The sequence below is a fragment of the Bradyrhizobium canariense genome (assembly GCF_900105125.1).
GTDB lineage: Bacteria > Pseudomonadota > Alphaproteobacteria > Rhizobiales > Xanthobacteraceae > Bradyrhizobium > Bradyrhizobium canariense_A.
Genome location: NZ_LT629750.1, coordinates 2018035 through 2043538, shown reverse-complemented (window position 1 = coordinate 2043538; position 25504 = coordinate 2018035). Strand labels below are relative to the sequence as shown.

Genomic DNA, 25504 nt, shown 5'->3' with positions numbered 1-25504 from the left:
GTTTTGGAACCGTCGGTCGAGTGCTGACAGTTCAGCGGTGCACGGAGGTTTCCATGGAAGATGCTGCAAACCGGATTGTAGACCATTATGAGCGCCATGCGTTGTCATGGGATGCCGACCGCCGTGCTGCTGATTGGATCGATAAACCCTTTATCGAGCGCTTCCTTGGTTTCCTGCCACGGGGCGCGCCTGTTCTGGATCTTGGCTGTGGGGGCGGATCGCCCGTTGCGTTTCACATGGTTGCGCAGGGCTTTCACGTCACTGGCGTGGACAGCTCCCCGACGCTTATTTCGCTATGCCGAACCAGGATGCCCGATCAGGAGTGGATCGTCGGCGATATGCGGTCTTTGGCTCTTGGCCAGCGATTTGGCGGGGTATTGGCTTGGGATAGCTTCTTTCATCTCCGGCACGAAGACCAGCGGACGATGTTTGGCATATTTGCCGCGCACGCGGCGCCATCCGCTATTCTGATGTTCAATGCCGGCTTTGGTCATGGCGAGGCATTGGGCTCGTACCGAGGCGATCCTCTGTACCACGCAAGCCTCGATGCGTCCGAATATAAGGCCTTATTGGCGGACGTCGGTTTCGAACTCATCGAGCATTCGATCAATGACCCGGCAAAGGGTGGTCGGATTTTCTGGCTGGCTCGCGCGGTTCATAACCAACAAAATTCATAGACCACGAATGCACCGGCCTCGACTTTCAAGATTGCGCTGATGGGCCCAACCCGGACTTCCTGCGTGTCCGCCTTCGCTGCGGCTATCGGAGAGCTCAAAGCGCGGATTTACGAGTACACATCCTCGCTGGCGGGCGGGTTAGATTATGCAAATTGGAGTTTAAATTCTCCACGGATGTCTCTTCTCCACCGATAAGCAGGGGCCACGCCGGATTGATCGCTCCTGTTGCAAAGGCGTTCTCCGTTGGTCTGCGGGGAGTGAGCAAAACAGCTCACATTCAGATCGACTCTTATTCCGTGCTCGCCGCCGGCGCTGTGCTACAAGGAGGCGGACAATCAGTATTCATAAGCCTGATTGCATGTCCGAAGCCATGAGCGAGCAGCTGGCGCGGACTGATCAATTTTGGCTCATAAAGAAATCGCCAGGCCATTATGCTTCTTCACCAAACCCCGGCGCCCCCCAAAGTTCTCGTCGTCGAGGACGAAATGCTGCTGCGCATGCGTGCGGTAGACATCGTCGAGGATGCGGGGTTCACTCCCGTCGAAGCGCTGAACGCCGACGAGGCGCTCGCCATTCTTGAATCACGCTCCGATATCGAACTCCTGTTTACCGACATTCAGATGCCCGGCAGCATGGATGGCCTCAAGCTGGCCCACGCCGTCCATGAGCGATGGCCATCCATCAAGATCATCCTTGTTTCCGGCAAACTGACGCCGACCGACGCCGAAAAGCCCGTCCACAGTCGCTTTTTTGGAAAGCCGCTGGAGGTGAAGCAGATGATCGCGGAAATGCAGGAAATGCTTGGGCAGGGTTCCCTAAGTATCGTACAGGCTGATATTTCCCCGGTTCTCGCCAAGGCTGCGCAGGCCGAAACGCGCAAAAGTTCTGAGACGCCACGATCAAATGGTTCTGCTTCCAACGAAGTTTTGACGGCAGAAAACGACAGCCTGCGCCTGTTGCTCGAGCAAGCGAGCATCGACGCAGAGGTTCTGTTGGCGCAGGCGGGCATCGACGCGAAGCAGCGCGAAGCCGCTGATAAGCTGCAAAAATTAATTCTGGAGGAGTTGCACCACCGCATCAAGAACACCCTGGCGACCGTGAGTGCCATTGCCTCACAAAGCCTGCGGACAGCAACAAGTATCGAACACGGGCAACACGCGATCGAAGGGCGACTGGTCGCGCTCGGTCGAGCGCACGATCTGCTTTTGCAAGCGAGATGGGCAAATGCCGACTTTGCAAGCACGATCCGCGGCGCGACCGCGCCGTATGACAGCGAGGGCGCCGGCAGATTTTCGATCGCCGGTCCCGACGTCAAAATCACGTCGGGAGCGGTGATCGCCCTGGCGATGACACTCAACGAACTTTGCACCAACACCACGAAATTCGGAGCGCTGTCGGTGCCGGCGGGAAGCATCGACATTGCATGGAAGATTGACGAAGCAACGCAGCGGCTGCAGCTAACATGGTCCGAAAAAGACGGTCCTTCGGTGCGCGCACCGTCCCGACAGAGCTTTGGGACGCGCCTGATCGAGTCTCTTGGCCAACAATTGAAAGGCCAAGTCCAACTTGCGTATGAACCGACCGGCTTTGTGTATACGCTGCGCGTTCCAATGGCGTCGCTTGTCGCGCCGGCATAAAGATAGCGATTGTCTCCACCGCTCTGCGCTAGTGGGTCCGGTCACTTCTGCTTTTGACACCTTTGAGACCTCGCGCGACGTCCACTCGATAGTCGCTAACGGCGCAAAAGCGAACTTAACCCGGACGTCGTCAAGCCCGTCGAAAATGACCCAAGGGTGGCATTCGGTTAGGCCACTTGTCCAAATCGAGGCGAGAAGTTCTTCGCGCCACTAACCGACGAAATCCGCATATTGTCGCGGGCTCCCCACAGGCATATTCTTAAACCGCAATCGCCCGCATCGTGAGGGCGACACGCGACTGGCGCGATCGGCAACAGCGCCCCACGTTTCAGAATAACGTACAGCACAATGAATTCGGTGGTCCCGAAACGATAGCCGGAAGCGCAGTTGGGAGATTGAGATGGATGATCGAACCGTGCGGGCGGCGCTGCAGCGCCATTGGGATGCTTCGGACGCGAGCGATTTCAACGTCGAACATGAAATCTACCGCGAAGATGCTGTGCTTGATTATCCGCAATCGGGCGAGCGGATCCGCGGCCGGCACAACATTCAAGAGAGCCGATTCGTCCAGCCAAACAAGAAGCGTTTTACGGTCCGGCGCATTATCGGCAGCGGCGATCTCTGGGTCACTGAGTTCGTACTTACCTATGACGGCATACCGTCTTACACGGTAAGCATCATGGAATTTCGCGAAGGACTGGTGGCCCATGAAACGCAATATTTCGCCGATCGGTTTGACCCTGCACCCTCGCGTGCGCACCTTGTTGAGCGAGTAGGCTAAATCACGTCATTCTAAATACACCGCCGAGCAGAACCCGGATCGGCGTTGATGTAGATGAGATTTCGTTGGGGCTTGTAATCCCGTCTTCGACGACGGCTTATGGCACGTTTCGGACCTTGCGCGAGGCCTGACTCGAGTCCGTCATGCGTATCAAAGCGGATATCCGCGGCCGTTACTAAAATTATGGATTCACGCCCCGGAAAAACCCCGCAACGATGTTCCGGGGTTTTTTATTCATGGCGTTTGCAAGCGACTGGATCGTTATTGCTTCGCCGGCGGACCGAAATCCAGTGGTGGCAGATCGATCTGCGGAACGTCGATCTTGACCTTGTTCAGGTCGACATTCACGGGCTTGTCGAGCAGGCCGGTGACGAAGACCGGGAAGGCGATGACGAGGATCACCATGATCGCCTGCAACCCCACCCAAGGCAGCGCGCCCCAGTAAATGTCGGAGCTCTTCACCTCTTTCGGTGCGACGCCGCGCAGATAGAACAGCGCGAATCCGAACGGCGGATGCATGAATGAGGTCTGCATGTTGACGCAGAGCATGACGCCGAACCAGATCAGTGCGGCATCCGGGCCGACGACCGGCGCCAGGATTTTTTGCGCAATCGGCGCGATCATCGGCAGGATGATGAAGGCGATCTCGAAGAAATCCAGGAAGAACGCCAGGAAGAAGATGAAGAGATTGATGAAGATCAGGAATCCCCAGACGCCGCCGGGCAGGGACGTCAGCAGGTTTTCCAGCCAGACGCCGCCTGAGACGCCCATAAACACCACCGAGAAGCAGGTCGAACCGATCAGGATGAACGTGACCATGGTGGTGATGCGCATGGTGGTCTCGTAGCCCTGCTTGATCAGATTGCGCAGTACGGGAATCCGAACGGCCTCGAGGCAAATCCACACCACGGCGAAATAGGTGACCGCAAAGGCGGTCTTGAAGAAAATTCCCTCGGTCATGAAAATGCCGATGATCGTGCCGATGCCGCCGGCGATCACGCCGATGATCAGAATTTTACGGCCCGTCGTGCTGAAATCCTTGCTGTGGATCGCCGCCAGCACGATCGCGCCGACGGCGCCCATCGCGCCGGCCTCGGTCGGCGTGGCGAGACCCATCATCATGGTGCCGAGCACGACGAAGATCAGCACCGCCGAGGGGATGATGCCGAGCAGACATTTACGCCACAGCGGCCAGCCGGTCAGTGTCAGCGCGGTCTTCGGCACGGCCGGCAAATGATCGGGTTTGACGAGGCCGAGCACGAATGTGTAGCCGGCGAACAGCACGATCTGGAAGATCGAAGGACCCCATGCGCCGAGATACATGTCGCCCACGGACTTGCCGAGCTGATCGGCGAGCACGATCAATACGAGCGACGGCGGCACCAGCTGGGTGATGGTGCCCGAAGCCGCCAGCACGCCGGTGATGTAGCGGATGTTGTAGCCATAGCGGATCATCACCGGCATCGAGATCAGCGCCATGGCGATGACTTGCGCCGCCACGGTGCCGGTGATGGCACCGAGGATGAAGCCCACCAGGATCACCGAATAGCCAAGGCCGCCGCGGATCGGCCCGAACAGCTGGCCCATCGAATCCAGCATGTCCTCGGCAAGTCCGCAGCGTTCGAGGATCGCGCCCATGAAGGTGAAAAAGGGAATCGCGAGCAGCAGCTCGTTGGAGAGAACGCTGCCGAATACGCGGCCCGGAATGGCCTGAAGGAAATTCAGGTCGAAGAATCCGAGATGGATGGCGAGGAAGCCGAATGAAAGCCCGACCGCGGCGAGCGTGAACGCCACAGGGAAGCCGATCAGCATGGCGATCACCAGGCCGCCGAACATCATCGGCGGCATCATCCCCAGCGTAATCATTGCGTCGGCCTCTCGTACTTCGCATCGATCGTCACCTGGCCCTGCAAGGCGGCGATACGCTTGATCACCTCCGAGACACCCTGCAACGCCAGCATCACGAAGCCGGAGGGGATGACGAACTTGATCGGCCAGCGGATCAGGCCGCCGGCATTGCCCGACATTTCACCGACGGCGTAAGCCTGATGGAAGAACGGCCACGACAAATAGCTGAGCAGCAGGCAGGACGGGATCAGGAAGAACAGCGTGCCGATCAGGTCGAGCCAAAGCTGGCCGCGCTCGGACAGGAACAGATAGAAGATTTCGACCCGGACGTGTTCATTGCGCTTGAAGGTGTAGGACGCGCCGAACATCACCAGGATCGCGAACATGTACCATTGCAGCTCGAGCCAGCCGTTCGAGCTGTAGCCGAAGGCGTAGCGGATCATGGCGTTGCCGGCGCTGACCAGACAGGCGGCCAGCACGAGCAAATTGCAAACATAGCCTATCTTTTCGTTGACCAGGTCGATCGCCGCGCTGAGTGCCAATAAAGGCCGCATCATTTTCTCCCCGGCGCTTGCCACTAGGGCACGCCGATCGTTTCAACAGGCGTCGCATCGCCGGCGCGTGGTGAACGCGCGGAGCCGGAACACGCAAAAGCGCGGCTCATCTTCACGAGCGATTGCAACGATGGTCCTCCCCCAATTGCACTTCTGCTGTCTTGGCTGAGCAGGAGAACTCAGCGGCTTATCCAGCCGGGCTAGCACGAAGCCGGCGCACCATTTCAGCGCGGGGTGGCGGCGTCAATCGGAAAATGGGCAAATTGAGGCGGCATCAACCAGTTGCGTGGCTTGGTGAATCCGCCGCCTGAGGGCTTAACCGCCGGTCACGCTCATATGGCGGCTGACGCTCGGCCGGTTGTGCCGGCGATCGATGATGAAGTCGTGGCCCTTGGGTTTCAGGCCGATCGCGCGATCGATCGCCGCGCTGAGGAGCTCATTGTCGGTGGAGGCGCGCAGCGGTTTGCGCAGGTCGGAGGCGTCCTCGTGGCCGAGGCAGGTGTGCAGCGTGCCGGTGCAGGTGATCCGCACCCGGTTGCATGACTCGCAGAAATTATGGGTCATCGGGGTGATGAAACCGAGCTTGCCGCCGGTCTCGCTGACGCGAACGTAACGCGCCGGTCCGCCGGTATCATCTGCGAGGTCGGTCAGGGTGTATTGCTGGGCGAGACGCGCGCGAAGCAGCGACAGCGGCACATACTGGTCGATGCGTCCTTCGCCGATGTCGCCCATCGGCATCACCTCGATCAGCGTCAACGCCATGCCCTTGCCATGCGCCCATTGCATCAGCGAGGGAATCTCGTCCTCGTTCATGTTCTTCAGCGCAACCGCGTTGATCTTCACGGCGAGCCCGGCTGATCGCGCGGCCTCGATGCCGGCCAGCACCTTGTCGAGATCGCCCCAGCGGGTGATGGCGCGGAATTTGGCGGGATCAAGCGTATCCAAGGAGACGTTGATGCGGCGCACGCCGCAGTCGCGCAACTCGGCGGCGAAGCGCGCCAGCTGTGAACCGTTGGTCGTCAGCGTCAGTTCATTGAGCGCGCCGGTGCCGAGGTGGCGCGACAGCGAACGCACCAGCGACATCACATTGCGCCGGACCAGCGGTTCGCCGCCGGTCAGCCGCAGCTTGCGCACACCCTTGGCGATGAACGCCGAGCAAAGCCGGTCAAGCTCCTCAAGCGTCAGCAGATCGGCCTTGGGCAGGAATGTCATGTCTTCCGACATGCAATAGAAGCAGCGCAGATCGCAGCGGTCCGTCACCGATACCCGCAAATAGCTGATCGTCCGGCCGAACGGATCGGTCATCGGACGGGACAGCGATGCAAGCGGACTCAATATGGGTCCATTCATTCAACCGGCCTTGTTGCTGCAACGGTCGCCGCGAGCGCAGGCGGCAACCCTACAACACCAATGTATGCATCATGCTACCCGCACACAATCAATAGCTTGCAGGAGATTGTTGTGTGTGCAGTGCAAGCAATCAGCGGCCGGGCGGGGGCGGGGTCGATTGACCCGAATCCGGGAACGCCGAATCCGCGGGCGGAGCCGCGGTGCTCTTGGGCGGCTTCGGCTGTTTCGGCCGCATCACTTTTTTCCGCGCTGCCTTGGGCGGCGGGCCTTGCGGCTGAAGTTCCGCGACCACCGGATTGGGATCGATGTTGGTTGTCGCAGGCGAGCCGAAATCAGCGGGAACATGGACAACCTGGACCGGGATGGTGGCCGGCTCGAACTTGTTCATGGTGTAGGAGACGGAGAATCCGCTGTCCGGGGCGGCCACGGAGACCGTGCACGGGGTCTTGCAACCCGGGCCAAGCGAAGTCTTGGCGTCGGCGCCTTGCGGCGTCGAATCAAGCTGGACCTGCACCATCGGCGGCGTCGGCTTGAAGGCATCCATGGAAAAGGAGGAACAGCCGGCCAGGCCGAAGCCGGCTGCGGCAATCACGATAACTCGACGCATCATAAACCCGTCACTCTCTGCGGCTAACTGCCACAACCCCCTGATGACCATAAGAGCGTCGGCACAGTCGCGCAACCGGGCGGGTCTGTATCGTTAAATAATGGTTAATTTTGCTGACTAGCTGATCTAAATACATAATAATGTCAGATATTTACGCCGGGTTCCGGTGATGCATCAGACTTTCGACGGCCCCCGGCAAATCCCGCATGTGAGCGATCAGCCGATCCGGCTTCAGATCGGCAATCGGTACCTCGGTATAGCCAAATTCGACGCCGATGACGGGAATGCCGGCGCGACGGGCGACGCCAATATCCGGACCGGCATCGCCCACCATGATCGCCGAGGAAAGCTCGCCGCCCGCGCGCGCCAGAGTTTGCCTGAGGATGACCGGATCGGGTTTTGAAACGCCGAAAGTGTCCGCGCCGCAAATCGCCGCAAATCGCGAACTCAGTCCGAGCTGGTCGAGCAGCAGCTTGGACAGCCATTCCAGCTTGTTGGTGCAAACCGCGAACTGATAGCCGCGCGACCGGAGATCATCGAGCGCGTCTTCCAGTCCGTCGAACGGGCGGGAAAGCTCGGCAATATGGGCCGCGTAATGGTCGATGAAATCCTTGGTGAGCCGGTCGATGTCGGCGAGGCCAACGGTACGTCCGTCCAGTTCCAGGCCGCGTTCGAGCATCCGCCGGGCGCCGGCGCCGATCATGGTGCGCGCCGAGGCGAGGGGAACGGGAGGCAAACCCTCGCGCGCGAGCACGAAGTTAAGCGCGTTGATCAAATCGGGCGCGGTATCCACCAGCGTGCCGTCGAGATCGAAGACAACAGTGCGAACAGAGGTCATTCGAAAATCGCTACCGGTCCCGGTACAATCATGCAAGGGGATGCAAGGGATGGTAGATTTTGGCGATCATCCAAAAGTGGCGGGAAAAACCATGCGGGAGCTTGCCGGCAAGACAGCCTTTGTCACGGGGGGAGCCGGCGGCATCGGATTGGCGCTCGGCAAAGCCTTTGCCGAGGCGGGCATGAAGGTGATGCTTGCCGACATCGAAGTCGACGCGCTGGCCGCCGCCGTCGAAGGCCTGCGCGGTCTAGGATCTGACGTCCGCGGCGTGACTTGCGACGTCGCCGACGCTGCCAGCGTCGAGCGCGCGGCGAAGGCGGCATATGAGGCGTTCGGGAACGTCCATGTGATCGGCAACAATGCCGGTGTCGCCGCCGGCGGCGGCATCGACCATATCTCGCTCGACAATTGGCGGTGGGTTCTCGACGTCAACCTGATGGGGGTGCTGCACGGCATCCGTACGTTCCTGCCGCATATCCGCGCGCATGGCGAAGGCGGCCATATCGTCAACACCGCATCGATGGCCGGTCTGCAGAGCGGGCTTGGCTTCAGCCCTTACGTGGCCAGCAAGTTCGCGGTGGTCGCCATGTCCGAGGGGCTGGCAGGGCAGCTCAAGCCGCTCGGCATCGGCGTGACCGTGATCTGTCCGGGGTATGTCCGCACCCGCATCGGCGAAAGTGGCCGCAATCGGCCGCAGCGCTATGGCGCGACGCAGCCGCCGGACCCCGCAAGCCCGGCCGGGCTGCTCGTTGCCCAGATTGCCGAGCACCTGCAGTCCGGTCTCGACCCGTCGGAGGTCGCCGCGCGAGTGCTGAGCGCGATCCGCGAGGACGAACTCTACGTGTTCACGCATCCGGAAATGCGCGGCGAGGTGGACGAGCGGTTTGCCGCCATCCAGGCGGCGATGGACCGGGCGGCGGCCCGCTAGCCGGTATTTGGGGGCCAATCCGCCTCGCTCAGCAAAAGTGATCAATTGCGGCCATGGCGGGGGTAAAGCGCTGTTCCTCGCGAGAAAACGACGCTAGATATGCCGCGGCCGGACATGGCCGATCGCCCGATCGGCAGCGGCTTTCGAGGCAAGCCTGCACGTGAATATGGACGACTTGAAACGGCAAGCAGCGGCGCGCGCGCTTGAAGCGGTGCGCGACGGCATGAGGCTTGGCCTCGGCACCGGTTCGACTGCCAAGCATTTCGTCGAATTGCTGGGCGAGCGCGTTCGCGCCGGGCTCGATGTCATCGGCGTGCCGACATCGGAGGTGACCCGCGCCGATGCGGAGCGGTGCGGCATCCGCCTGACCACGCTGGACGCGATCGACCGGCTCGATCTCACGGTCGATGGCGCCGACGAAATCGATCCGGCGCTCAATGTCATCAAGGGCGGCGGCGGCGCATTGCTGCGCGAGAAGATCGTGGCCACCGCGTCCGACCGCATGATCGTCATCGCCGACGAATCCAAATGGGTCGACGTTCTCGGCCGCTTCCCGCTACCGGTCGAGGTCGTTCCATTCGGCCTCGCCGCGACCCAGCGCGCCATGGCCAAGGCGTTTGCGGAAAGCGGCGTTTCCGGCCAAATGGTGGTCCGCAAGGGCAAAGATGGCCACGTTTTTGTCACCGATGGTGGCCACTGGATTGTCGATGCCCATCTTGGCCGAATAGCCGATGCGGCCCGCCTGGCAGGCTTGCTGAGCGTAATACCGGGCGTGGTCGAGCACGGCCTGTTCATCGGCGTCGCCAGCACCGCGGTGCTGGCGGGCGCCCAGGGAATTCGCGTTGTTGAACGGCGGTAATGCCGCAATCGAGGAGAATCGGAATGAAGAGCCTTTCGAGAATGTTGTCGGCCGCGGGCCTCGTGCTGGGGCTCGCTTTTGCCGGCGTTCCGGCCAAGGCGCAGCAGGATAAGCCGGTTTCTCCGGCAGCCATTGCCGCGGCCAAGGAAATCCTGGGGATGAAGCACGCGGACGGGATGTATGCCGCCGCCGTTCCCAACATCGTGCAACAGACCAAGGATCAGTTGCTGCAGACCAACCTCAACTATCAAAAGGACCTCAACGAGGTCGCCGTGATCGTCGCCCAGAAGCTTGCCGGCCGCGAAAAGGAAATCGGCGATGGAATGGCGAAGATCTACGCCGCCGACTTCACCGAACAGGAGCTGAAGGACCTCGTGACCTTCTACAAGTCACCGCTGGGCCAGAAGCTGCTGACGACGGAACCCCGGGCAATTCAGGGCAGCATGGCCTATATGAACCAGTGGGCGCAGCAATTTGCCGAGACCGTGAACGCCGAGTTCCGCTCCGAGATGCGCAAGCGCGGGAAGCAGATCTGATCCAGATCTGATTCCGGATCTGGTCCCTGCAATCATCGAACGCGGGCGGGAATGGATATGGCTGAGTTCGACGTCGATCTGTTCGTGATCGGAGGCGGGTCGGGCGGCGTGCGTGCCGCCCGGATCGCCGCCGGTTATGGCGCGCAGGTGATGATTGCCGAAGAGTATCGGATGGGCGGCACCTGCGTGATCCGCGGCTGCGTTCCCAAGAAGCTGTTCGTTCTCGGCTCGCACGTTCACCAGGAGATCGAAGACGCCGCGGGTTTTGGCTGGTCGATCCCTTCCGCGACCTTCGACTGGCCGACCCTGGTCGCCAACAAGGACAAGGAAATCGCCCGGCTGGAGGGCATCTACACCACCAATGTGGAGAAGTCCGGCGCGCAGGTCGTCAAAGCGCGCGCGGCGATCGAGGACGCCCACACGATCAGCCTCAGCAATGGCCGGACGGTGAGGGCGAACACCATCCTGATTGCCACCGGAAGCACGCCCAACCACGGCCCGGCGATCCCCGGCATCGAGCACGTGATTTCGTCGAATGAAGCGTTTCATCTGCCGGAATTGCCCAAGCGCATCGTGATCCAGGGCGGCGGCTATATCGCGCTGGAGTTCGCCGGCATTTTCGCAGGGCTCGGCTCCGACGTGACGGTGATCTATCGCGGCGACAATATCCTGCGCGGCTTCGACGAGGACGTCCGCGCCCATCTGCGCGCCGAGATGGAGAAGCAGGGCATCAACATTCTCACGCGCTGCACCGTGAACAAGGTCGACAAGGTCGAACGGCACGGCCGGGAATTCACGACGCATCTGTCGAACGGCTCGAGCATCGCCTCCGATCTCGTGATGTTTGCGATCGGACGGCATCCGAACGTCGCCGGTCTCGGGCTGGAGAAAGTGGGCGTCGCCCTCAACCAAAGGAATGGCGGGATTTCGGTCGATGGCTGGTCGCGGACCTCGGTGCCGAACATTTACGCCATTGGTGACGTCACCCACCGCATCAATCTGACGCCGGTCGCGATCCGCGAAGGCCATGCCTTCGCCGACACCGTGTTCGGCAAGCGCCCGGTTCAGGTCGATCACGCGACCATTCCGACCGCCGTATTTTCCCAGCCGGAGGTCGGCACGGTCGGGCTGACCGAGGCCGAAGCGCGCGCGCAGTTCAGCCACGTCGATATCTACAAAGCCGATTTCCGCCCGATCAAGTCGACGATGTCGGGCCGCAACACCCGCGTCCTGATGAAGCTCGTTGTCGACGGCACCAGCGACCGCGTGGTCGGCTGCCACGTCGTCGGCGATGCCGCCGCCGAAATCATCCAGGCCGTCGCCATCGCGGTCAAAATGAAAGCGACCAAGGCCGATTTCGATTCGACGTTTGCGCTGCATCCGACCGCGGCGGAAGAGTTGGTGACCATGCGCACGCCGACCGCGCGCTATGTCCGTGAGGCGGCCGCGGAGTAGGGGCGGGCGCTGCGGCGGACCGGAGCGTTTTCGAGCGAAGTGGACGCCGGTTCGCGTGAAGAAAACGCGTCAAATCAAAGGTTAGAGCCTCGGTTCTGATTCAATCAGAACCGAAAAGGCTCTGCGGACTCTCCGGCATCATCGCGAACTCATGTCGTGATCCCGGCCGGATCATTTCCGCACCATGCACGTTAGGCTCACGGCAACGGCCGAGCGCGGAACCCGAAAACATCGGCAGGCGTGAAATGCGCTGGCGTGCCTGCCACGTGATCAAAAGAATTGGTATGATCGAGACGCCGGGTGATTAAGTCAGCACTCCTGACAGGAGCGGAAAATGGCTCTCCTCAAGCGCGAATTATATCGTCAGGTGAAAGGCCCTGAGGTCACCCACGCCGATCGCTGCACGCTGGTTTTCGATACCGATGCCAAAAATTTGTACGTCGAGCGCGAAGTGGCGCATTGCGACGCGGGCGCCGCCGGCAGCATCGAGATGCAGACCGCCACCATGGATATTGCGGATTACCTCAAGCAAGGCGGCCAAACGGCCGGGCACCGCGAACTATGGCGGTTGCTGAGGACGCTTTTCAAAGAGACCGGCGATACCGAGGGGCTGATCGATTAGCAGGCTGTTGAAGAAGTCTCTGGCGAAGCGTTTTGGATCGTGATTCCCTAGGACAGGATTTTGCTGAGGTGACGCGATGCGGGGAAGTGACGAAGGGTCTGGCTCGCTTTTCAGTTATGTGGACCTGGAGGCTCGGGTTCGCGCCGACCACCCGCTCCGGGTGATTAGGGACTTGGCGAATGCGGCGCTGGGCGATCTTTCTGGGGAGTTCGGCAAGCTCTACACGGACTTCGGCCGCCCCTCGATTGCACCGGAGAAGTTGCTTCGGGCGATGCTCCTGCAGGCGTTCTATGGGGTTCGCTCGGAACGGCACCTGATGGAGCGGATGGAGTTCGATCTTCTGTTCCGCTGGTTCGTTGGGCTTGGGGTGGACGATGCGGTCTGGGACCATTCGACCTTCTCGAAGAACCGCGATCGGCTGCTTGAGGGCGAGATTGCGGCCAAGTTCCTGAGCGCGCTTTTGGCGCAGCCGAAGGTCAAGCGTCTGCTATCGAGCGATCACTTCTCGGTGGACGGTACTCTGATTGAAGCTTGGGCTTCGATCAAGAGCTTCCGACGGAAGGATGGCAGCGACAAAGATCAGGACGGTCCGGGACGCAATGCCGAGCGTAGCTTCCACAAGGAAAAGCGATCCAACGAGACCCATGCGAGCACGACCGATCCTGAAGCGCGGCTTTACAAGAAGGGAGACGGCCAGCCGGCCAAGCTGAGCTATATGGGCCATGCGCTGATGGAGAACCGCAATGGTTTAGCGGTTTTGGGTGAAGTGAGCCAAGCGACAGGCACCGCCGAACGGGAGATTGCGCTTGCCATGATCGACAAGCGCGGTGGCGCCAAGCGGATCACGGTGGGGGCGGATAAGGCCTATGACGTCACGCCGTTCGTGCACGACCTGAGATATAGATCGGTTACGCCGCATATCGCGATCGACGGACATCTGAGTAAGACCGGCAAGCGGCGCAAGACGGCGATCGACGCGCGTACCACACGTCACAGCGGCTATGACATCAGCCAGCGTTGCCGCAAACGCATCGAAGAAGTCTTCGGCTGGATCAAGAGTTCCGCTGGTCTGGCCAAGGTCAAGCTACGAGGCCGCGACCGGGTGGATGCCGTCTTCGTCCTGGCGCTTGCGGCCTATAATCTGATCCGGCTGCCCAAGCTTCTGGCGGCACCGGCATGAGCATCCGGGGCAGATGGCGGGTCGTCGAGACACCAGGCTACGACATGGCCGTGGCCGGCGCCTACATCCTGTTCGATGAGGACGGCGGCGAGTTCGCCTTCGATTGCCTCACGGGCTCCATTCATGGACCCTGTGACGGCGATGCCGTCCAGTTCGGCTGGCAGGGAAACGACGAAATGGAGCCTGCCAATGGTGACGGTTGGGCCGAACTGCGGGATGACGGCTCACTCGAAGGTGAAATCTGCCTCCTCAATGGCGACGACATCCCGTTCATCGCACGTCGTTCAAAGACTTCTTCAACGGCCTGTTAGAGCGTTTTCGAGCGAAGTGGACGCCGGTTAGCATGAAGAAAACGCGTCAAATCAAAAGTTAGAGCCTCGGTTCTGATTCAATCAGAACCGAAAAGGCTCCAGCCCTCAACGTTTCACCTGCCGTTTGGGCACTTTCAGCAACATCCGTTTGGCCTTTAACTCCGCACGCTTTTGGAGTTCGGCCTTGATTTTTTGGATCAGGCTTATTGCTGCTGGGGTCTGAATTTTAAGGGTGGAGTTCACGCGGCGCGGCCCTCCCAAAAATGACATTCAGCAGGCTAGTCCAATTCCGGAAGAGGGCAATTAAAAAAAGCGCTCCCTGGCCAGCCTGCCGAACCGGAACGCCATCGACGGCTGACCACGGCTCGGTGCCGTGCGGGTCCTGTACAACTTTAAATAGTTAGCAGGCCTGACTTTTATTGAAGGTCGACGGGCGCTAATCTCGGCCCTGTTACTGCCCCGGAAGTTTTGATCAAAATTTCTTTGGGAGATGTTCCGATGATTGAACGTCGAGCCCTGGAGCGCATTGAAATTAATCAGCCGGCCATGCTTCACCTGGACCGTGTTTGCGGCATCTATCCCTGCATGGTGATGGATTTCCACGATCAGGGAGCGAGGCTTCATTCATCCACGTTTCACATTGCAGCCTTCGAATTCGATCTGTCATTCGATGGTTTCAAGACGACGAAGCACTGCCATGTGGTGTGGAGGGACGGCAATATCTGCGGCGTCGAATTCGTTGATCGAAGCCACGCCCGAACGCTGCGTTGAAACTGCGCTGTTGCGTCTCGCGGTGTGGCCTCAGGCGCGGCCCGTCAGGGCACGCCGTTCAGCCTGATATCAACATCCGGGTTTGGGCAAAGCAGACGCCTGCGGATGGCTTCCTCAACGAGGGCGAGCGCTTGCTTGGCTTCGCGCGCTTCCGCTTCGACCGCTTGCGCACGGAACTCCACCGCTACGAGCTGATCTTCGGCGGCCTCGATGCGCGATTGGGCCTGCCTTAAAGCCCTGGAAGCGTCCTGCAGCTTGCAATCGGCCTCACTGATGATTTCACGCCGGGCGCGCTCTGCGGCTTCAAGTCGCTTTTCGGCGAGCTTCAGTCTTTCAGCCGCGCTTTTGCACAGCGACTGCGCGCGTGCTTCGGTCTCGCGGGCATGATCCTCCATGCTGCTGAAGACTTCGGCGGCCTGGTACACAAGATTGAGTGCGGTCTCGCCGCAGTCCGGTGCCGACGTCCGGGCAAAGCTCAGGACGTTTTCATTCCTTCCCACTGATGTTCTTAGATTGCGCTGTGCCATGTAGTTCAAGACCCTTTACGGATGACTACGTGCAGCAGCATGAACAGGTATGGTAAAGGGACGGTTAAGGCTGCGGATCGGCGCAAGGAGATGCGCCGAGCAGTGGTTGGGTTTCCGCGTCGTGGGCGATACCGCTGCCGCGATCTCGTCTTCGAGCGCAGATAACGCAGCGCCTCGGTGATGACCTGGAGGAGGTTATGTCCGAGACATTTTCGAAGGTTGGCTTCCTCAACGCGTGCGAGCGCTTGTGGCACGCTTCCGCCTCGACGGCTTGCGCACAGAACTTCATCGCAGACAATTCTTCAGCGGCCGCTATACGCGATTGAGCACAGGCCCAGCAGCAACTCCCACTGACGTTGGCCTCTGAGTGGTGTCCGACCTGCGGCAGCAGCGGAGCTACTTCTTTTCCTTGCTGCCTTTCTCCTCTCCGCCTTCGCGCCGCAACTCACGTCGCTCCTCGCGACCTTTCCTGCGAGCTGCGCGTCGCCCCGTACGTCGTCTCACGCGGCCTGTGCGCCGCTCCTGACGCCGCTCTGTGCCGGTCACCGGGGCCTCCGGGGCGGCGGGCTGCTGCGCCTGGGCCTCAGCATCTGACACCGTTAGCACGGTGCCAGGCAATGCGAGGACCAACGTGGCTAGCCCCAGCAGGGAAAGAGCCCTTCGACGTGAGATCACTGTCGAATTGAGTTTACTCATCGCAAAACTCCGTCTGTTTCGACGTCTCACATTACCAATCCGTAATGAACCCCAAATGAACAAGCACGAACCGGTGGCTAGCGCAGCGCGGGCATTGCGGTTTTGTATTTAGTGCAAGGCTGCGCTGGCACTCGCGCGTCGGACGACTACCGCTGCCAGAAAGTCGTGAGGATTAAGATGATTAAGAGACGTGGGATATCGGCTGGTCGGACCGCTCGCGCAAAATCCCTTCGTGTTCTCAGCCAGTTAAAATTGCCGGGAGAGTTACCGAGCTTCGCCCTGCGTGCCGGAGATGATACGGCTGACAGCCTCCGCCACGGCAATCCCGGATTTTTGGTAGTGTCTCAGCTTGGCTTTCGCCTTTGCGGCAATCCTCGTAAGTAGTCATTGCGAAGCCGCGCTTTGGCCAATGACTCGGGGCTCCCGCACATAGCCGAAGTCGGCCCCGCCCGACCAAGCCCGTCCGTCAGGGTAACGAAGTTCGATTCCGACGAGATCGCTTTCATCTGCCAGCGACATATTAACGCCCGTCTGGACATTACCGAATTTCGATATGGCGCTCTCCGTCAGCGTGAAATGCGTAGTCGAACCACATCGGCCGCAGAAGTGGATTTCTGCGGCCGGATCGTCTTTGTCTTCCCGGCTATATTCTCTGGTCGCGCCCTCGATGCTGACTTCGGAGGGGTGGAAATAGGACCAGCGAGCGCCAGACTTGCTGCATAGCGTGCAATTGCACTCGTTGATGAAGTCCGGTCGCTTTGCCACTTCGATGCGGACTTGACCGCAGAGACAGGTAAGTTTCAGCATTACCGTCTTATATCAGGAGGTCCGCTCGCCTGATAGCTGCCGTTGGCTCCCAGGCAGAGCTGAAATTCAAACTGAACATTTACCCCTGATGCTCGGGGGGCGTGTAATTTGACGCTTGCAAAATTTTCGATGGAGAGTTCGGGGTGGTGAAGGGTAACGGCAAGTCGGGGAGCACGGGTGCAGGCTCGCGCATTCGATTCATCATGCTTGATGCAGAGCTAGGGGCTGTGAACAGTTGCAGTGAAAGGGCGTCGCTGCCACGGACATGCGCAATCGTGTCCGCTTGCCACCATAGCTGAAGCTGGAACTCTTTGCTTAAATTTGGCGTACCCAGCCAGACGGAAGTGCGCCTCTGATCGCTTGCGCTTGAGGCTGCGAAGGGAGTGCGCTCATGAAGATGCGCCTTATCATCGACCATGTTGTTGAGCGTGCGTCTCAGATTCCCCCGCGTCGACGGCCGAACCCATTGCCTCCAGCTCGGCAGAAAACCAAGCAATCTGCATCGGCACGCGCAGCATAAGATTAAGATTGGGCCGCCTCCAGCCACTGATTTGCCCTGTCCATCCCCATTCTCAAAAATATTTCCATTCCCGCCCGACCCAAATCAACCCTAGAAGCCTCGCCGTCCTGTCCCCCACGAGGGGCGTATCGCGATCGTCACGGACGTTGGGATGGGATGCGGTGGACGCGGCAGCGTCGGGCGCGCGACTGAGATTGCAGGGCAGGCCGATCAGGCCTGTGAGCGATCAAGGGGCGCGCAGACGAACGGCGCTGCTTTCCGCCTTCGCCAAAACTTCGACGGACGGGTACCAAGTCCGGCGAAGCCTGTTGGCGAAGGCGGGTCGCGGACGGTGAAGCCGTGTGGTCCTGGCACCCGTTGCTGGTGTCAAGTTGGCGAAGGCATGCCGGCCCGACCGGGCTTTGGCGATGCCGTTCATTCGCCGACGACGGTGACAAGACGAATTCGTCGCCGGGGAGAGCGCGGAATAAGCCGTTAAAACCATTCGCGTGCGGGAATGCCGGGTGTTCCGGTGGACCTGTGGTGACGACACTCGTGTGCTACCTCCACCATTGCACACGGGGCTGCGGGTGCAGCGGGCACCCGGCATTCCCCACGCCCTCTGTCTTCGGAGGGAAGCTGGCACAAAGCTCGGGCGCATCGCGCCGCGGGAAGGTGGAGTCGTGTCTGTCATTGGAGCCGTCATTGCGAGGAGCGTAAGCGACGAAGCAATCCAAGCTCAGTCATTCCGGGATGGTGCGTTAGCACCAGACCTCAGATGTGCAACTGCACATCGGGGAATCTCGAGATTCCGGGTTCGATGCTTTGCATCGCCCCGGAATGACGGCCTCCAGCCAGACCGCTCCGGCCCAGGGATTTTCATCCTATCTTTGCAATCCTGTCCGCAATCCGAATTCAGTTGCTGCCACAAGGGCTTGGTTCGGGGTCCTGAAAATCCGATAGCGGTCCGTGTTCAGCCTGTGTATAACGCGACCCTCCGCTACCTCTGATAAGTAGCGGTTTTTGCTCAGGAGTTAACGTCATGTCCGAGCGGTGGACACCAGATAGCTGGCGCGCCAAGCCGGTGCTGCAAGTACCCGATTATCCCAACGCGAAGGCCCTGGCCGACGTCGAGGCGCAGCTTGCCACGTTTCCTCCGCTGGTTTTTGCAGGTGAGGCGCGCAACCTGAAAAAAGCGCTGGGACGCGTCGCCGCTGGCGAGGCCTTCCTGCTCCAGGGCGGCGACTGCGCCGAAAGCTTCGCCGAGCATGGCGCCAACAACATCCGGGATTTCTTCCGCGTGCTGCTGCAGATGGCGGTGGTGCTGACCTATGCCGGCGCCGTGCCGGTGGTGAAGGTCGGCCGCATCGCCGGACAATTCGCCAAGCCGCGCTCCTCTCCGATGGAAAAGATCAACGGCGTCGAACTGCCGAGCTACCGTGGCGACATCGTCAACGATATCGCGTTCACGGCGGAGTCGCGCACGCCGGATCCGCAGCGCCAGCTGATGGCATATCGCCAGTCGGCCGCGACGCTCAATTTGCTGCGCGCGTTCGCGACCGGCGGCTTCGCCAATCTCGGCAGCGTGCATCAGTGGATGCTGGGCTTCATCAAGGATTCCCAGCAGTCACGCCGTTACAAGGAACTGGCCGACCGGATATCGGACGCGCTGAATTTCATGCGTGCCTGCGGTCTCGATCTCGAAAGCCATCCCGAGCTGCGCGCCACCGATGTCTACACCAGCCACGAGGCGCTGCTGCTCGGCTACGAGCAGGCCTTCACGCGGGTGGATTCGACGACCGGCGACTGGTACGCGACCTCAGGTCATATGATCTGGATCGGCGACCGCACCCGCCAGCTCGATCATGGCCATGTCGAATATTTCCGCGGCATCAAGAACCCGATCGGGTTGAAGTGCGGCCCGTCGCTCAAGCCGGACGAATTGCTGCGGCTGATCGACGTGCTCAATCCGGACAACGAACCCGGACGGCTGACGCTGATCAACCGTTTCGGCTCGGACAAGGTCGGCGATCATCTGCCGCAATTGATCCGCGCCGTGCAGCGCGAAGGGCATGTGGTGGTGTGGTCGTGCGATCCGATGCATGGCAACACCATCAGTTCGACCAGCGGCTACAAGACCCGTCCGTTCGATCGCATCCTGTCGGAAGTGAAGTCGTTCTTCTCGATCCACGCCGCGGAAGGCACCCATGCCGGCGGCGTCCATCTGGAGATGACCGGCCAGGACGTCACCGAATGCACCGGCGGCGCCCGCGCCATCACGGATGAGGATCTCAACGATCGCTATCACACGGTCTGCGATCCCCGTCTCAATGCCGAGCAGTCGATCGACATGGCTTTCCTGATTGCGGAACTGCTCAAGCGGGACAGCGGCAGCAAGGTCAAGCCGATGCCGGTCGCGGCGGGGCTTTGAGTTGCTGAGGCTCTGGCGGGCCACGGTCAATTCGCGCAATGGCCTGGCTTTCGCGATCCGGTCCGAGCAGGCCATTCGTGAGGAGCTGATCGTGCTCGCGCTGGCGTTGCCGCTGGCGTGGCTGGTCGGAATTACCGTGATGCGGCGGGTCGAACTGGTCGCGGCGGTTGCCCTGGTTCTGGTCGTCGAGCTGCTCAACACCGCGATCGAGAAGCTCGCCGACCGGCTGACCACAGACCATGATCCGCAGATCGGGCGGGTCAAGGACATGGGCTCGGCGGCGGTGGGCGTCGCGCTGCTGATGGCGGGGTCGTTCTGGCTGTTCGCCATCGCCGAACGCATGGGCGCGATATAGAGCATGATCCGGAAAAGTGGATGCCGGTTTTCCGAAAAGATCATGCTCAAACAAAAAGATAAAGCATGCAATTGCAGTTTTCGCGCGTGCAGGGCACCATCCGGCGATGAACAAATCTGCCGCTCAGTTTTCGATCACGCTCGCCCAGTTGAACCCGACGGTGGGCGATGTCACGGGCAACGCCGCCAAGGCGCGCGCCGCGCGCGTCAAGGCGCGTGCCGACGGCGCCGATCTCGTCGTGCTGTCCGAACTCTTCATTGCCGGCTATCCGCCGGAGGATCTGGTGTTGAAGCCGGCCTTTCAGTCGGCCTGCCGCGCCGCCATCGAGGAGCTGGCGCGGGAAACCGCCGACGGCGGTCCGGCCATGCTGATCGGCACGCCCTGGGTCGAGGACGGCAAGCTCTACAATGCCTGCGCGTTGCTGGACGATGGGCGCATCGCCGCGATGCGCTTCAAGGCCAATCTGCCGAACTACGGCGTATTCGACGAAAAGCGGCTGTTTGCAAGGGGACCCGCCGCGGGCCCGGTAACGGTGCGCGGCATCCGGGTCGGCGTGCCCATTTGCGAGGATATCTGGCTCGAGGAATCGGCCGAGTACGAAAACGTCGTCGAATGCCTGGCCGAGACCGGCGCGGAAATCTTGATCGTGCCCAATGGCTCGCCCTATGCCCGCGACAAGAACGACTTGCGGCTGTCGATCGCGGTGGCGCGCGTCACCGAGAGCGGGCTTCCGCTGATTTACCTCAATGAGGTCGGCGGCCAGGACGAACTGGTGTTCGACGGTGCGTCGTTCGCCTTGAATGCCGATCTTTCGGTCGCAGCACAGCTTCCGGCGTTCGAGGAGAACATCACGACCTTGCGCTGGAGCAAGACCGACGCCGGCTGGCGCTGCACGGGTCCGGTCACGCCGCTGCTCGACGGCGACAAGGGCGATTATGCGGCCTGCGTGCTCGGACTGCGCGACTATGTCGGCAAAAACGGCTTTCCCGGCGTGCTGCTTGGGGTGTCCGGCGGCATCGATTCCGCGCTGTGCGCGGCGATCGCGGTCGATGCGCTGGGGGCAGAACGCGTCCGCGGCGTGATGCTGCCGTTCCGCTTTACCGCGCAGGTTTCGCTCGACGATGCGGCCAAGCTCGCCACAGCGCTCGGCATTCGCTACGAGGTGCTGCCGATCGCGGACGCCGTCAACGGGTTCGAGAAGATTTTATCCGAAACCTTCAAGGGCCTGCCGCGCGATATCACCGAGGAAAATTTGCAGGCCCGCGCGCGCGGCACGCTGTTGATGGCGATCTCCAACAAGACCGGCGCGATGGTGGTCACGACCGGCAACAAGTCGGAAATGTCGGTCGGCTACGCCACGCTCTATGGCGACATGAATGGCGGCTTCAACCCGATCAAGGATATCTACAAGACCGAGGTGTTCCGGCTCTCGAGCCTGCGCAATGCGTGGAAGCCGGACGGCGCGCTCGGCCCGTCGGGCGAAGTCATCCCGGTAAATATCATCACCCGGCCGCCGACCGCGGAGCTGCGCGAAAACCAGACCGATCAGGATTCGTTGCCGCCCTACGACATGCTCGATGCGATCCTGGAACGGCTGGTCGAGCGCGAGGAACCGCTGGCCTCGATCGTTGCGGCGGGATTCGATCGCGAGGTGGTGGCGCGGATCGATCGCCTGCTCAATATCGCCGAATACAAGCGCCGCCAGGCCGCCCCGGGCGTCAAGGTGACGCGGCGGAATTTCGGCCGCGACCGCCGCTATCCCATCACCAACCGTTTTCGCGATGTGGGTAAGCCGCTGCCCGAACCCGACGATGCGCTGATATCGCGCGCGAGCCGCGGTTCGGCAGAGGCCTTCGAAGGGTAGGGCGCTTTCAAGCGAAGTGGATAGGCGTCAAAACAAACAGCGATCAGCGTGCCGGGATAAAGGTCGGCCCGACCGTCCGCACCGATTTGTTGTCGGTCGCATTGCCCGAAGGCGCCGCTGCGGTGGTGCCAGCCCCAGCCGGATCGTCGGCGACCGGCGCGGCGCCTGCCGGAGCGTTGCCCTTCTTGGCAGAGGTCGGAACGGGCTTGCTCGGCGCCTGCGACATCTTCTTCGCGCTCTCCTCGGTGACAATGATGTCGCCCTGCTGTGCGGCGGCAGCCTTGTCGTCGATATTTTTCAGGGCGTCGGACCAGGTCTGTCCGGGAGCCTTGCAGGAGCAGGACGGATTGAATTCCTGACGGTAGCGGAAGGCGTTCGGAGACGACGAATAAGGTTGGCCGTTGATCGAGACCGCCGAACTCATGTCTTCACCGGGATTGCGATAGGTGAAGAGCGTGGCGTCCGCCGCCGGACACAGAGCCTTGCAGGTTTTTTCGTCGTCGGGAAAACGCCCGGGGACGGTGGCAAAGGAGATCGGAAAATAGAAACCGTCGCAGCTGCGGGCGCAGACCGTGCGGTAGGTTCCGGACTGCGGGCCGGTATCGGCGCCCGGCGCGCCGGGATTGGGATTATTGTTGTTGCCACCAAACAAATTGTTCAGGAAATTGCCCGGACCGTTGTTCAGCGCTGCGGCGTATTGCGGCCCGCAATTGTTCTGCGCCAGCGCTGTCAGCACCGAGCGGCGCTGATTGTCGCGATCGCTGCCGAAACCGCCACCGCGCAGCCGCTCGAGGCTGCTGGTGATCTGATCCAGATTCGCCCGCATCTGCTGGATCTGGTTGTTGACCGGACCGCATTGCGCCGATTGGCCGCTGAACAGCGAGAAAAACCCGGAACTGTCGCAGCCCATTCGCTTGGCCTGCGACGTCACGCGATCAAGCTCGCCTTGCTGCTTGTTGGCGGCATCCTGATAGCGGCGGATTTGATCGTCCTTCGCCGGGTCTCCGGTGCTGCCGCCGCGGTCGATCGCCGCCAGCTGCCCTTCAAGCCGTGGGCACATCGGGTTGGCTGGTGCACCTTGCGAGGGCGGCGGGGCGTTCGGGTCCATCTGCGCCAGGGCCTCAACGCCCGGCGCGAGGACGCCAAGCAACGCAACGCAAGCCAAGATCGATTTAGGGAAGCGCGTAATCAAGGTTTCAGGCATATCCGGCCATTGGGACGATTCCGCGCGGCACGGAGCCAAAGCACGGTCGCGGCATCACATAGCCGCTTCTCTGGGCAGCGTCACGTCGTTTCCGGGGCGCCGATGTGGCAGCAGCAGTACTCCACTATGCGGCAAATTGATGGGCTCAGCGCTGGCACGTAATGGCGATATATTCGCCGCAACCGGCATGACTGCAGTTGGCGCCGGCTGCCGTGGGAACGGACCCCGTTACCTCATCGGCATCAACGCGCCGATACGAGGAAGCCTGGGCGAAATCGCGCGATTTGCAATAGGACAGGGCGGCATGCGCGCCGCATTTCTCGCCCTTGGCGAGGCACTGGTCGACGCCATAACCGTCCGCCTGGTTTTCGATGATGAAAACGCGGCTGTCCGCCAACGCGACCGAGGCCGCACAGAGGAGCAGGCAGGCCAAAAACGCCGATAGAGATCGCATATTGCACCGGGGAGAAAAGGACGGAACGAGAGGATGTCGCCTACTCGATAAGTCCGAAATGTTAATAATGATTAACCAGGGCTCGGTTGCCCGGGCTTGATGGCCGAAATCGGGCTGTCAGCTGGCTCTTGACGGAATCCCCCGGCGTGCCCCATGGTGTTCCCATGTACGGTTTCCTCACCATTTGTGGCATTTGCCGTGAGATTATGAGCTAGCGATTCGCTGGCTGAGGCCGTCTTTTCTCAACAGAGATCACTGGACGCCCGGCCGCAAGGGACGGGATATCCATGGAACTGCGCCTTCACGATACGTTGACCAAGGAAAAGCGGCCCTTCGTGCCGCTCGATCGCGACAACGTGCGCATGTATGTCTGCGGACCGACGGTCTACGACTTCGCCCATATCGGCAATGCGCGCCCGGTGATCGTGTTCGATGTGCTGTTCCGCCTGCTGCGGCATCTCTACGGCGCCGACCACGTCACCTATGTCCGCAACATCACCGACGTCGACGACAAGATCAACGACCGCGCCGCGCGTGATTTTCCCGGCCTGCCGCTGAATGAAGCGATCCGCAAGGTCACCGAGAAGACCGCCGCGCAGTTCCATGCTGACGTGACGGCGCTCGGTTGCCTGCCGCCGACATTCGAACCACGCGCCACCGATTTCGTGCTGCCGCGCGCCGACGGCAAGGCCGACATGGTGACGCTGATCAAGCAATTGATCGCGCGCGGCCATGCCTATGAAGCCGGCGGCGAGGTGTTGTTCGATACCGTCTCGATGCCGGACTATGGCGCGCTGTCAGGCCGCAAGCTTGATGAGCAACTGGCGGGCGCGCGCATCGCCGTCGACGCACACAAGAAAAACCCCGCCGACTTCGTGCTGTGGAAGCAATCGTCCGACGACGAACCGGGATGGGAAAGCCCGTGGGCCAGGGGACGTCCGGGCTGGCATATCGAATGCTCGGCCATGAGCGCCGCTTATCTCGGTGACGTCTTCGACATTCATGGCGGCGGTCTCGACCTGATCTTTCCGCACCATGAAAACGAGATCGCACAGTCGCGTTGCGCCCACGGCACGCATACGATGGCGAACTACTGGCTGCACAACGGCTTCCTGCAGGTCGAAGGCGAGAAGATGTCGAAGTCGCTCGGCAACTTTGTCACGATCAGGGAGTTGCTGGCGGATTGGCCTGGAGAAGTGCTGCGCCTCAATATGCTGAAGACGCACTACCGTTCGCCGATCGATTGGACGCTGAAGGGATTGGAGGAGAGCGCGAAGACGCTCGACGATTGGTACGAGGTCGCCGCGGATGCCCGTGACGGGCGGCCTGCCGACACCGTTATCGAGGCACTTTCCGATGATCTGAACACGCCGCAGATGATGGCAGCGTTGCACGGCTTACGGAATAGCGCGGCTTCCGGCGATGAAGGCTGCCGCAACGCGTTTGCTGGTTCGTTGCGGTATGTCGGCTTCCTGTCGGAGAGTTCGGCGGATTGGAAGAGCCGGAAACAGCAGGCGAGCGGCATCGATGCGAAGCAAATCGAGAATTTGATCGCGGAGCGCGCCGCGGCGCGAGCGCGAAAGGACTTCAAGGAGTCCGATCGTATCCGCGATATGATCACGGCGATGGGCGTCGTGCTCAAGGACGGCAAGGACGCTGACGGTAAGCCGATCACGACCTGGGAGATCGCGTGATGAGCAGTCTCGACACGCC

At 61.0% G+C, this 25504-nt stretch carries 25 protein-coding genes; 15 read left to right on the top strand and 10 right to left on the bottom strand.

Features of this window, described 5'->3' with window-relative positions; translation table 11 throughout:
* Positions 1-53 precede the first annotated feature (53 nt).
* From BLV09_RS09975 to BLV09_RS09965, 3 genes are all read left to right on the top strand, one after another.
* Positions 54-677, top strand: coding sequence for a class I SAM-dependent DNA methyltransferase (locus BLV09_RS09975; RefSeq protein ID WP_146687163.1), 624 nt, complete (start codon positions 54-56; stop codon positions 675-677).
* A 485-nt stretch (positions 678-1162) separates the two neighbouring features.
* Entirely contained in the window at positions 1163-2314 is a 1152-nt protein-coding gene (locus BLV09_RS09970; RefSeq protein ID WP_244549021.1) for an HWE histidine kinase domain-containing protein, read from the top strand.
* 400 nt (positions 2315-2714) lie between these two features.
* On the top strand, positions 2715-3095 hold the full coding sequence (locus tag BLV09_RS09965) for a nuclear transport factor 2 family protein (protein ID WP_146687161.1): 381 nt from the start codon (positions 2715-2717) through the stop codon (positions 3093-3095).
* Positions 3096-3356: 261 nt separating this feature from the next.
* Here the strand turns inward: BLV09_RS09965 and BLV09_RS09960 are convergent, their stop codons facing one another.
* From BLV09_RS09960 to gph, 5 genes are all read right to left on the bottom strand, one after another.
* Positions 3357-4961, bottom strand: a complete 1605-nt coding sequence (locus tag BLV09_RS09960; protein ID WP_100381178.1) for a TRAP transporter large permease — start codon at positions 4959-4961, stop codon at positions 3357-3359.
* Positions 4958-5497 carry a TRAP transporter small permease subunit gene (locus BLV09_RS09955; protein WP_100381179.1) on the bottom strand — a complete coding sequence of 180 codons (540 nt, stop codon included), beginning with the start codon at positions 5495-5497 and terminating at the stop codon, positions 4958-4960. The genes BLV09_RS09960 and BLV09_RS09955 overlap by 4 nt, the downstream gene beginning before the upstream one ends.
* A gap of 315 nt (positions 5498-5812) precedes the next feature.
* Positions 5813-6847, bottom strand: a complete 1035-nt coding sequence (gene moaA, locus BLV09_RS09950) for a GTP 3',8-cyclase MoaA (protein ID WP_100381180.1) — start codon at positions 6845-6847, stop codon at positions 5813-5815.
* Positions 6848-6977: 130 nt separating this feature from the next.
* Positions 6978-7454, bottom strand: a complete 477-nt coding sequence (locus BLV09_RS09945; protein ID WP_146691044.1) for a hypothetical protein — start codon at positions 7452-7454, stop codon at positions 6978-6980.
* 151 nt (positions 7455-7605) lie between these two features.
* Positions 7606-8292, bottom strand: a complete 687-nt coding sequence (gene gph, locus BLV09_RS09940) for a phosphoglycolate phosphatase (RefSeq protein WP_146687160.1) — start codon at positions 8290-8292, stop codon at positions 7606-7608.
* A gap of 91 nt (positions 8293-8383) precedes the next feature.
* On the opposite strand from gph, the gene BLV09_RS09935 reads away from it, so the two are divergent.
* The 7 genes from BLV09_RS09935 (at position 8384) to BLV09_RS09905 (ending at position 14183) form a co-directional block, all read left to right on the top strand.
* Positions 8384-9220: an SDR family NAD(P)-dependent oxidoreductase gene (locus tag BLV09_RS09935; protein WP_146687159.1), complete on the top strand. Its 837-nt coding sequence runs from the start codon at positions 8384-8386 to the stop codon at positions 9218-9220.
* Positions 9221-9380: 160 nt separating this feature from the next.
* Positions 9381-10079: a ribose-5-phosphate isomerase RpiA gene (gene rpiA, locus BLV09_RS09930; protein WP_100381183.1), complete on the top strand. Its 699-nt coding sequence runs from the start codon at positions 9381-9383 to the stop codon at positions 10077-10079.
* A 23-nt stretch (positions 10080-10102) separates the two neighbouring features.
* Positions 10103-10615 carry a DUF2059 domain-containing protein gene (locus tag BLV09_RS09925; RefSeq protein WP_100381184.1) on the top strand — a complete coding sequence of 171 codons (513 nt, stop codon included), beginning with the start codon at positions 10103-10105 and terminating at the stop codon, positions 10613-10615.
* Positions 10616-10672: 57 nt separating this feature from the next.
* Positions 10673-12070, top strand: coding sequence for a glutathione-disulfide reductase (gene gor, locus BLV09_RS09920; RefSeq protein ID WP_146687158.1), 1398 nt, complete (start codon positions 10673-10675; stop codon positions 12068-12070).
* Positions 12071-12404: 334 nt separating this feature from the next.
* Complete coding sequence (locus BLV09_RS09915) at positions 12405-12692, top strand: hypothetical protein (protein ID WP_146687157.1); 288 nt, start codon at positions 12405-12407, stop codon at positions 12690-12692.
* 76 nt (positions 12693-12768) lie between these two features.
* Positions 12769-13872, top strand: coding sequence for an IS5 family transposase (locus BLV09_RS09910; protein WP_100385826.1), 1104 nt, complete (start codon positions 12769-12771; stop codon positions 13870-13872).
* Positions 13869-14183: a hypothetical protein gene (locus tag BLV09_RS09905; RefSeq protein WP_100381136.1), complete on the top strand. Its 315-nt coding sequence runs from the start codon at positions 13869-13871 to the stop codon at positions 14181-14183. Before BLV09_RS09910 ends, BLV09_RS09905 begins: the two co-directional genes overlap by 4 nt.
* Before the next feature lie 105 nt (positions 14184-14288).
* On the opposite strand, the gene BLV09_RS37160 is transcribed toward BLV09_RS09905, so the two are convergent.
* Complete coding sequence (locus tag BLV09_RS37160) at positions 14289-14426, bottom strand: hypothetical protein (RefSeq protein WP_167558673.1); 138 nt, start codon at positions 14424-14426, stop codon at positions 14289-14291.
* A 225-nt stretch (positions 14427-14651) separates the two neighbouring features.
* Between BLV09_RS37160 and BLV09_RS09900 the strand changes: the two genes are divergently transcribed.
* Positions 14652-14954 carry a PilZ domain-containing protein gene (locus tag BLV09_RS09900; RefSeq protein WP_146687156.1) on the top strand — a complete coding sequence of 101 codons (303 nt, stop codon included), beginning with the start codon at positions 14652-14654 and terminating at the stop codon, positions 14952-14954.
* Between the two features lie 44 nt (positions 14955-14998).
* Here BLV09_RS09900 and BLV09_RS09895 read toward each other — a convergent pair whose 3' ends face one another.
* Both BLV09_RS09895 and BLV09_RS09890 read right to left on the bottom strand, forming a co-directional pair.
* A complete protein-coding gene (locus BLV09_RS09895; protein WP_244549020.1) occupies positions 14999-15454 on the bottom strand; it encodes a hypothetical protein in 456 nt (151 codons plus the stop codon).
* A gap of 1107 nt (positions 15455-16561) precedes the next feature.
* On the bottom strand, positions 16562-16984 hold the full coding sequence (locus BLV09_RS09890; RefSeq protein ID WP_146687155.1) for a GFA family protein: 423 nt from the start codon (positions 16982-16984) through the stop codon (positions 16562-16564).
* A gap of 1541 nt (positions 16985-18525) precedes the next feature.
* Here BLV09_RS09890 and BLV09_RS09885 point away from each other — a divergent pair.
* The 3 genes from BLV09_RS09885 (at position 18526) to BLV09_RS09875 (ending at position 22133) form a co-directional block, all read left to right on the top strand.
* The gene (locus tag BLV09_RS09885) at positions 18526-19914 is read left to right on the top strand and encodes a class II 3-deoxy-7-phosphoheptulonate synthase (protein ID WP_100381190.1); all 1389 of its coding nucleotides are present in this window, start codon (positions 18526-18528) and stop codon (positions 19912-19914) included.
* A 1-nt stretch (position 19915) separates the two neighbouring features.
* Positions 19916-20269, top strand: coding sequence for a diacylglycerol kinase (locus BLV09_RS09880; RefSeq protein ID WP_100381191.1), 354 nt, complete (start codon positions 19916-19918; stop codon positions 20267-20269).
* A 106-nt stretch (positions 20270-20375) separates the two neighbouring features.
* Positions 20376-22133, top strand: coding sequence for an NAD+ synthase (locus tag BLV09_RS09875; protein WP_146687154.1), 1758 nt, complete (start codon positions 20376-20378; stop codon positions 22131-22133).
* Positions 22134-22176: 43 nt separating this feature from the next.
* Here BLV09_RS09875 and BLV09_RS09870 read toward each other — a convergent pair whose 3' ends face one another.
* Positions 22177-23337, bottom strand: a complete 1161-nt coding sequence (locus BLV09_RS09870; protein WP_146687153.1) for a DUF2865 domain-containing protein — start codon at positions 23335-23337, stop codon at positions 22177-22179.
* A gap of 145 nt (positions 23338-23482) precedes the next feature.
* Positions 23483-23791, bottom strand: a complete 309-nt coding sequence (locus BLV09_RS09865; RefSeq protein ID WP_146687152.1) for a hypothetical protein — start codon at positions 23789-23791, stop codon at positions 23483-23485.
* A 287-nt stretch (positions 23792-24078) separates the two neighbouring features.
* Between BLV09_RS09865 and cysS the strand changes: the two genes are divergently transcribed.
* Positions 24079-25485 (top strand): cysteine--tRNA ligase, encoded by a 1407-nt coding sequence (gene cysS / locus BLV09_RS09860; RefSeq protein WP_146687151.1) that lies wholly within the window; start codon positions 24079-24081, stop codon positions 25483-25485.
* Positions 25486-25504 lie beyond the last annotated feature (19 nt).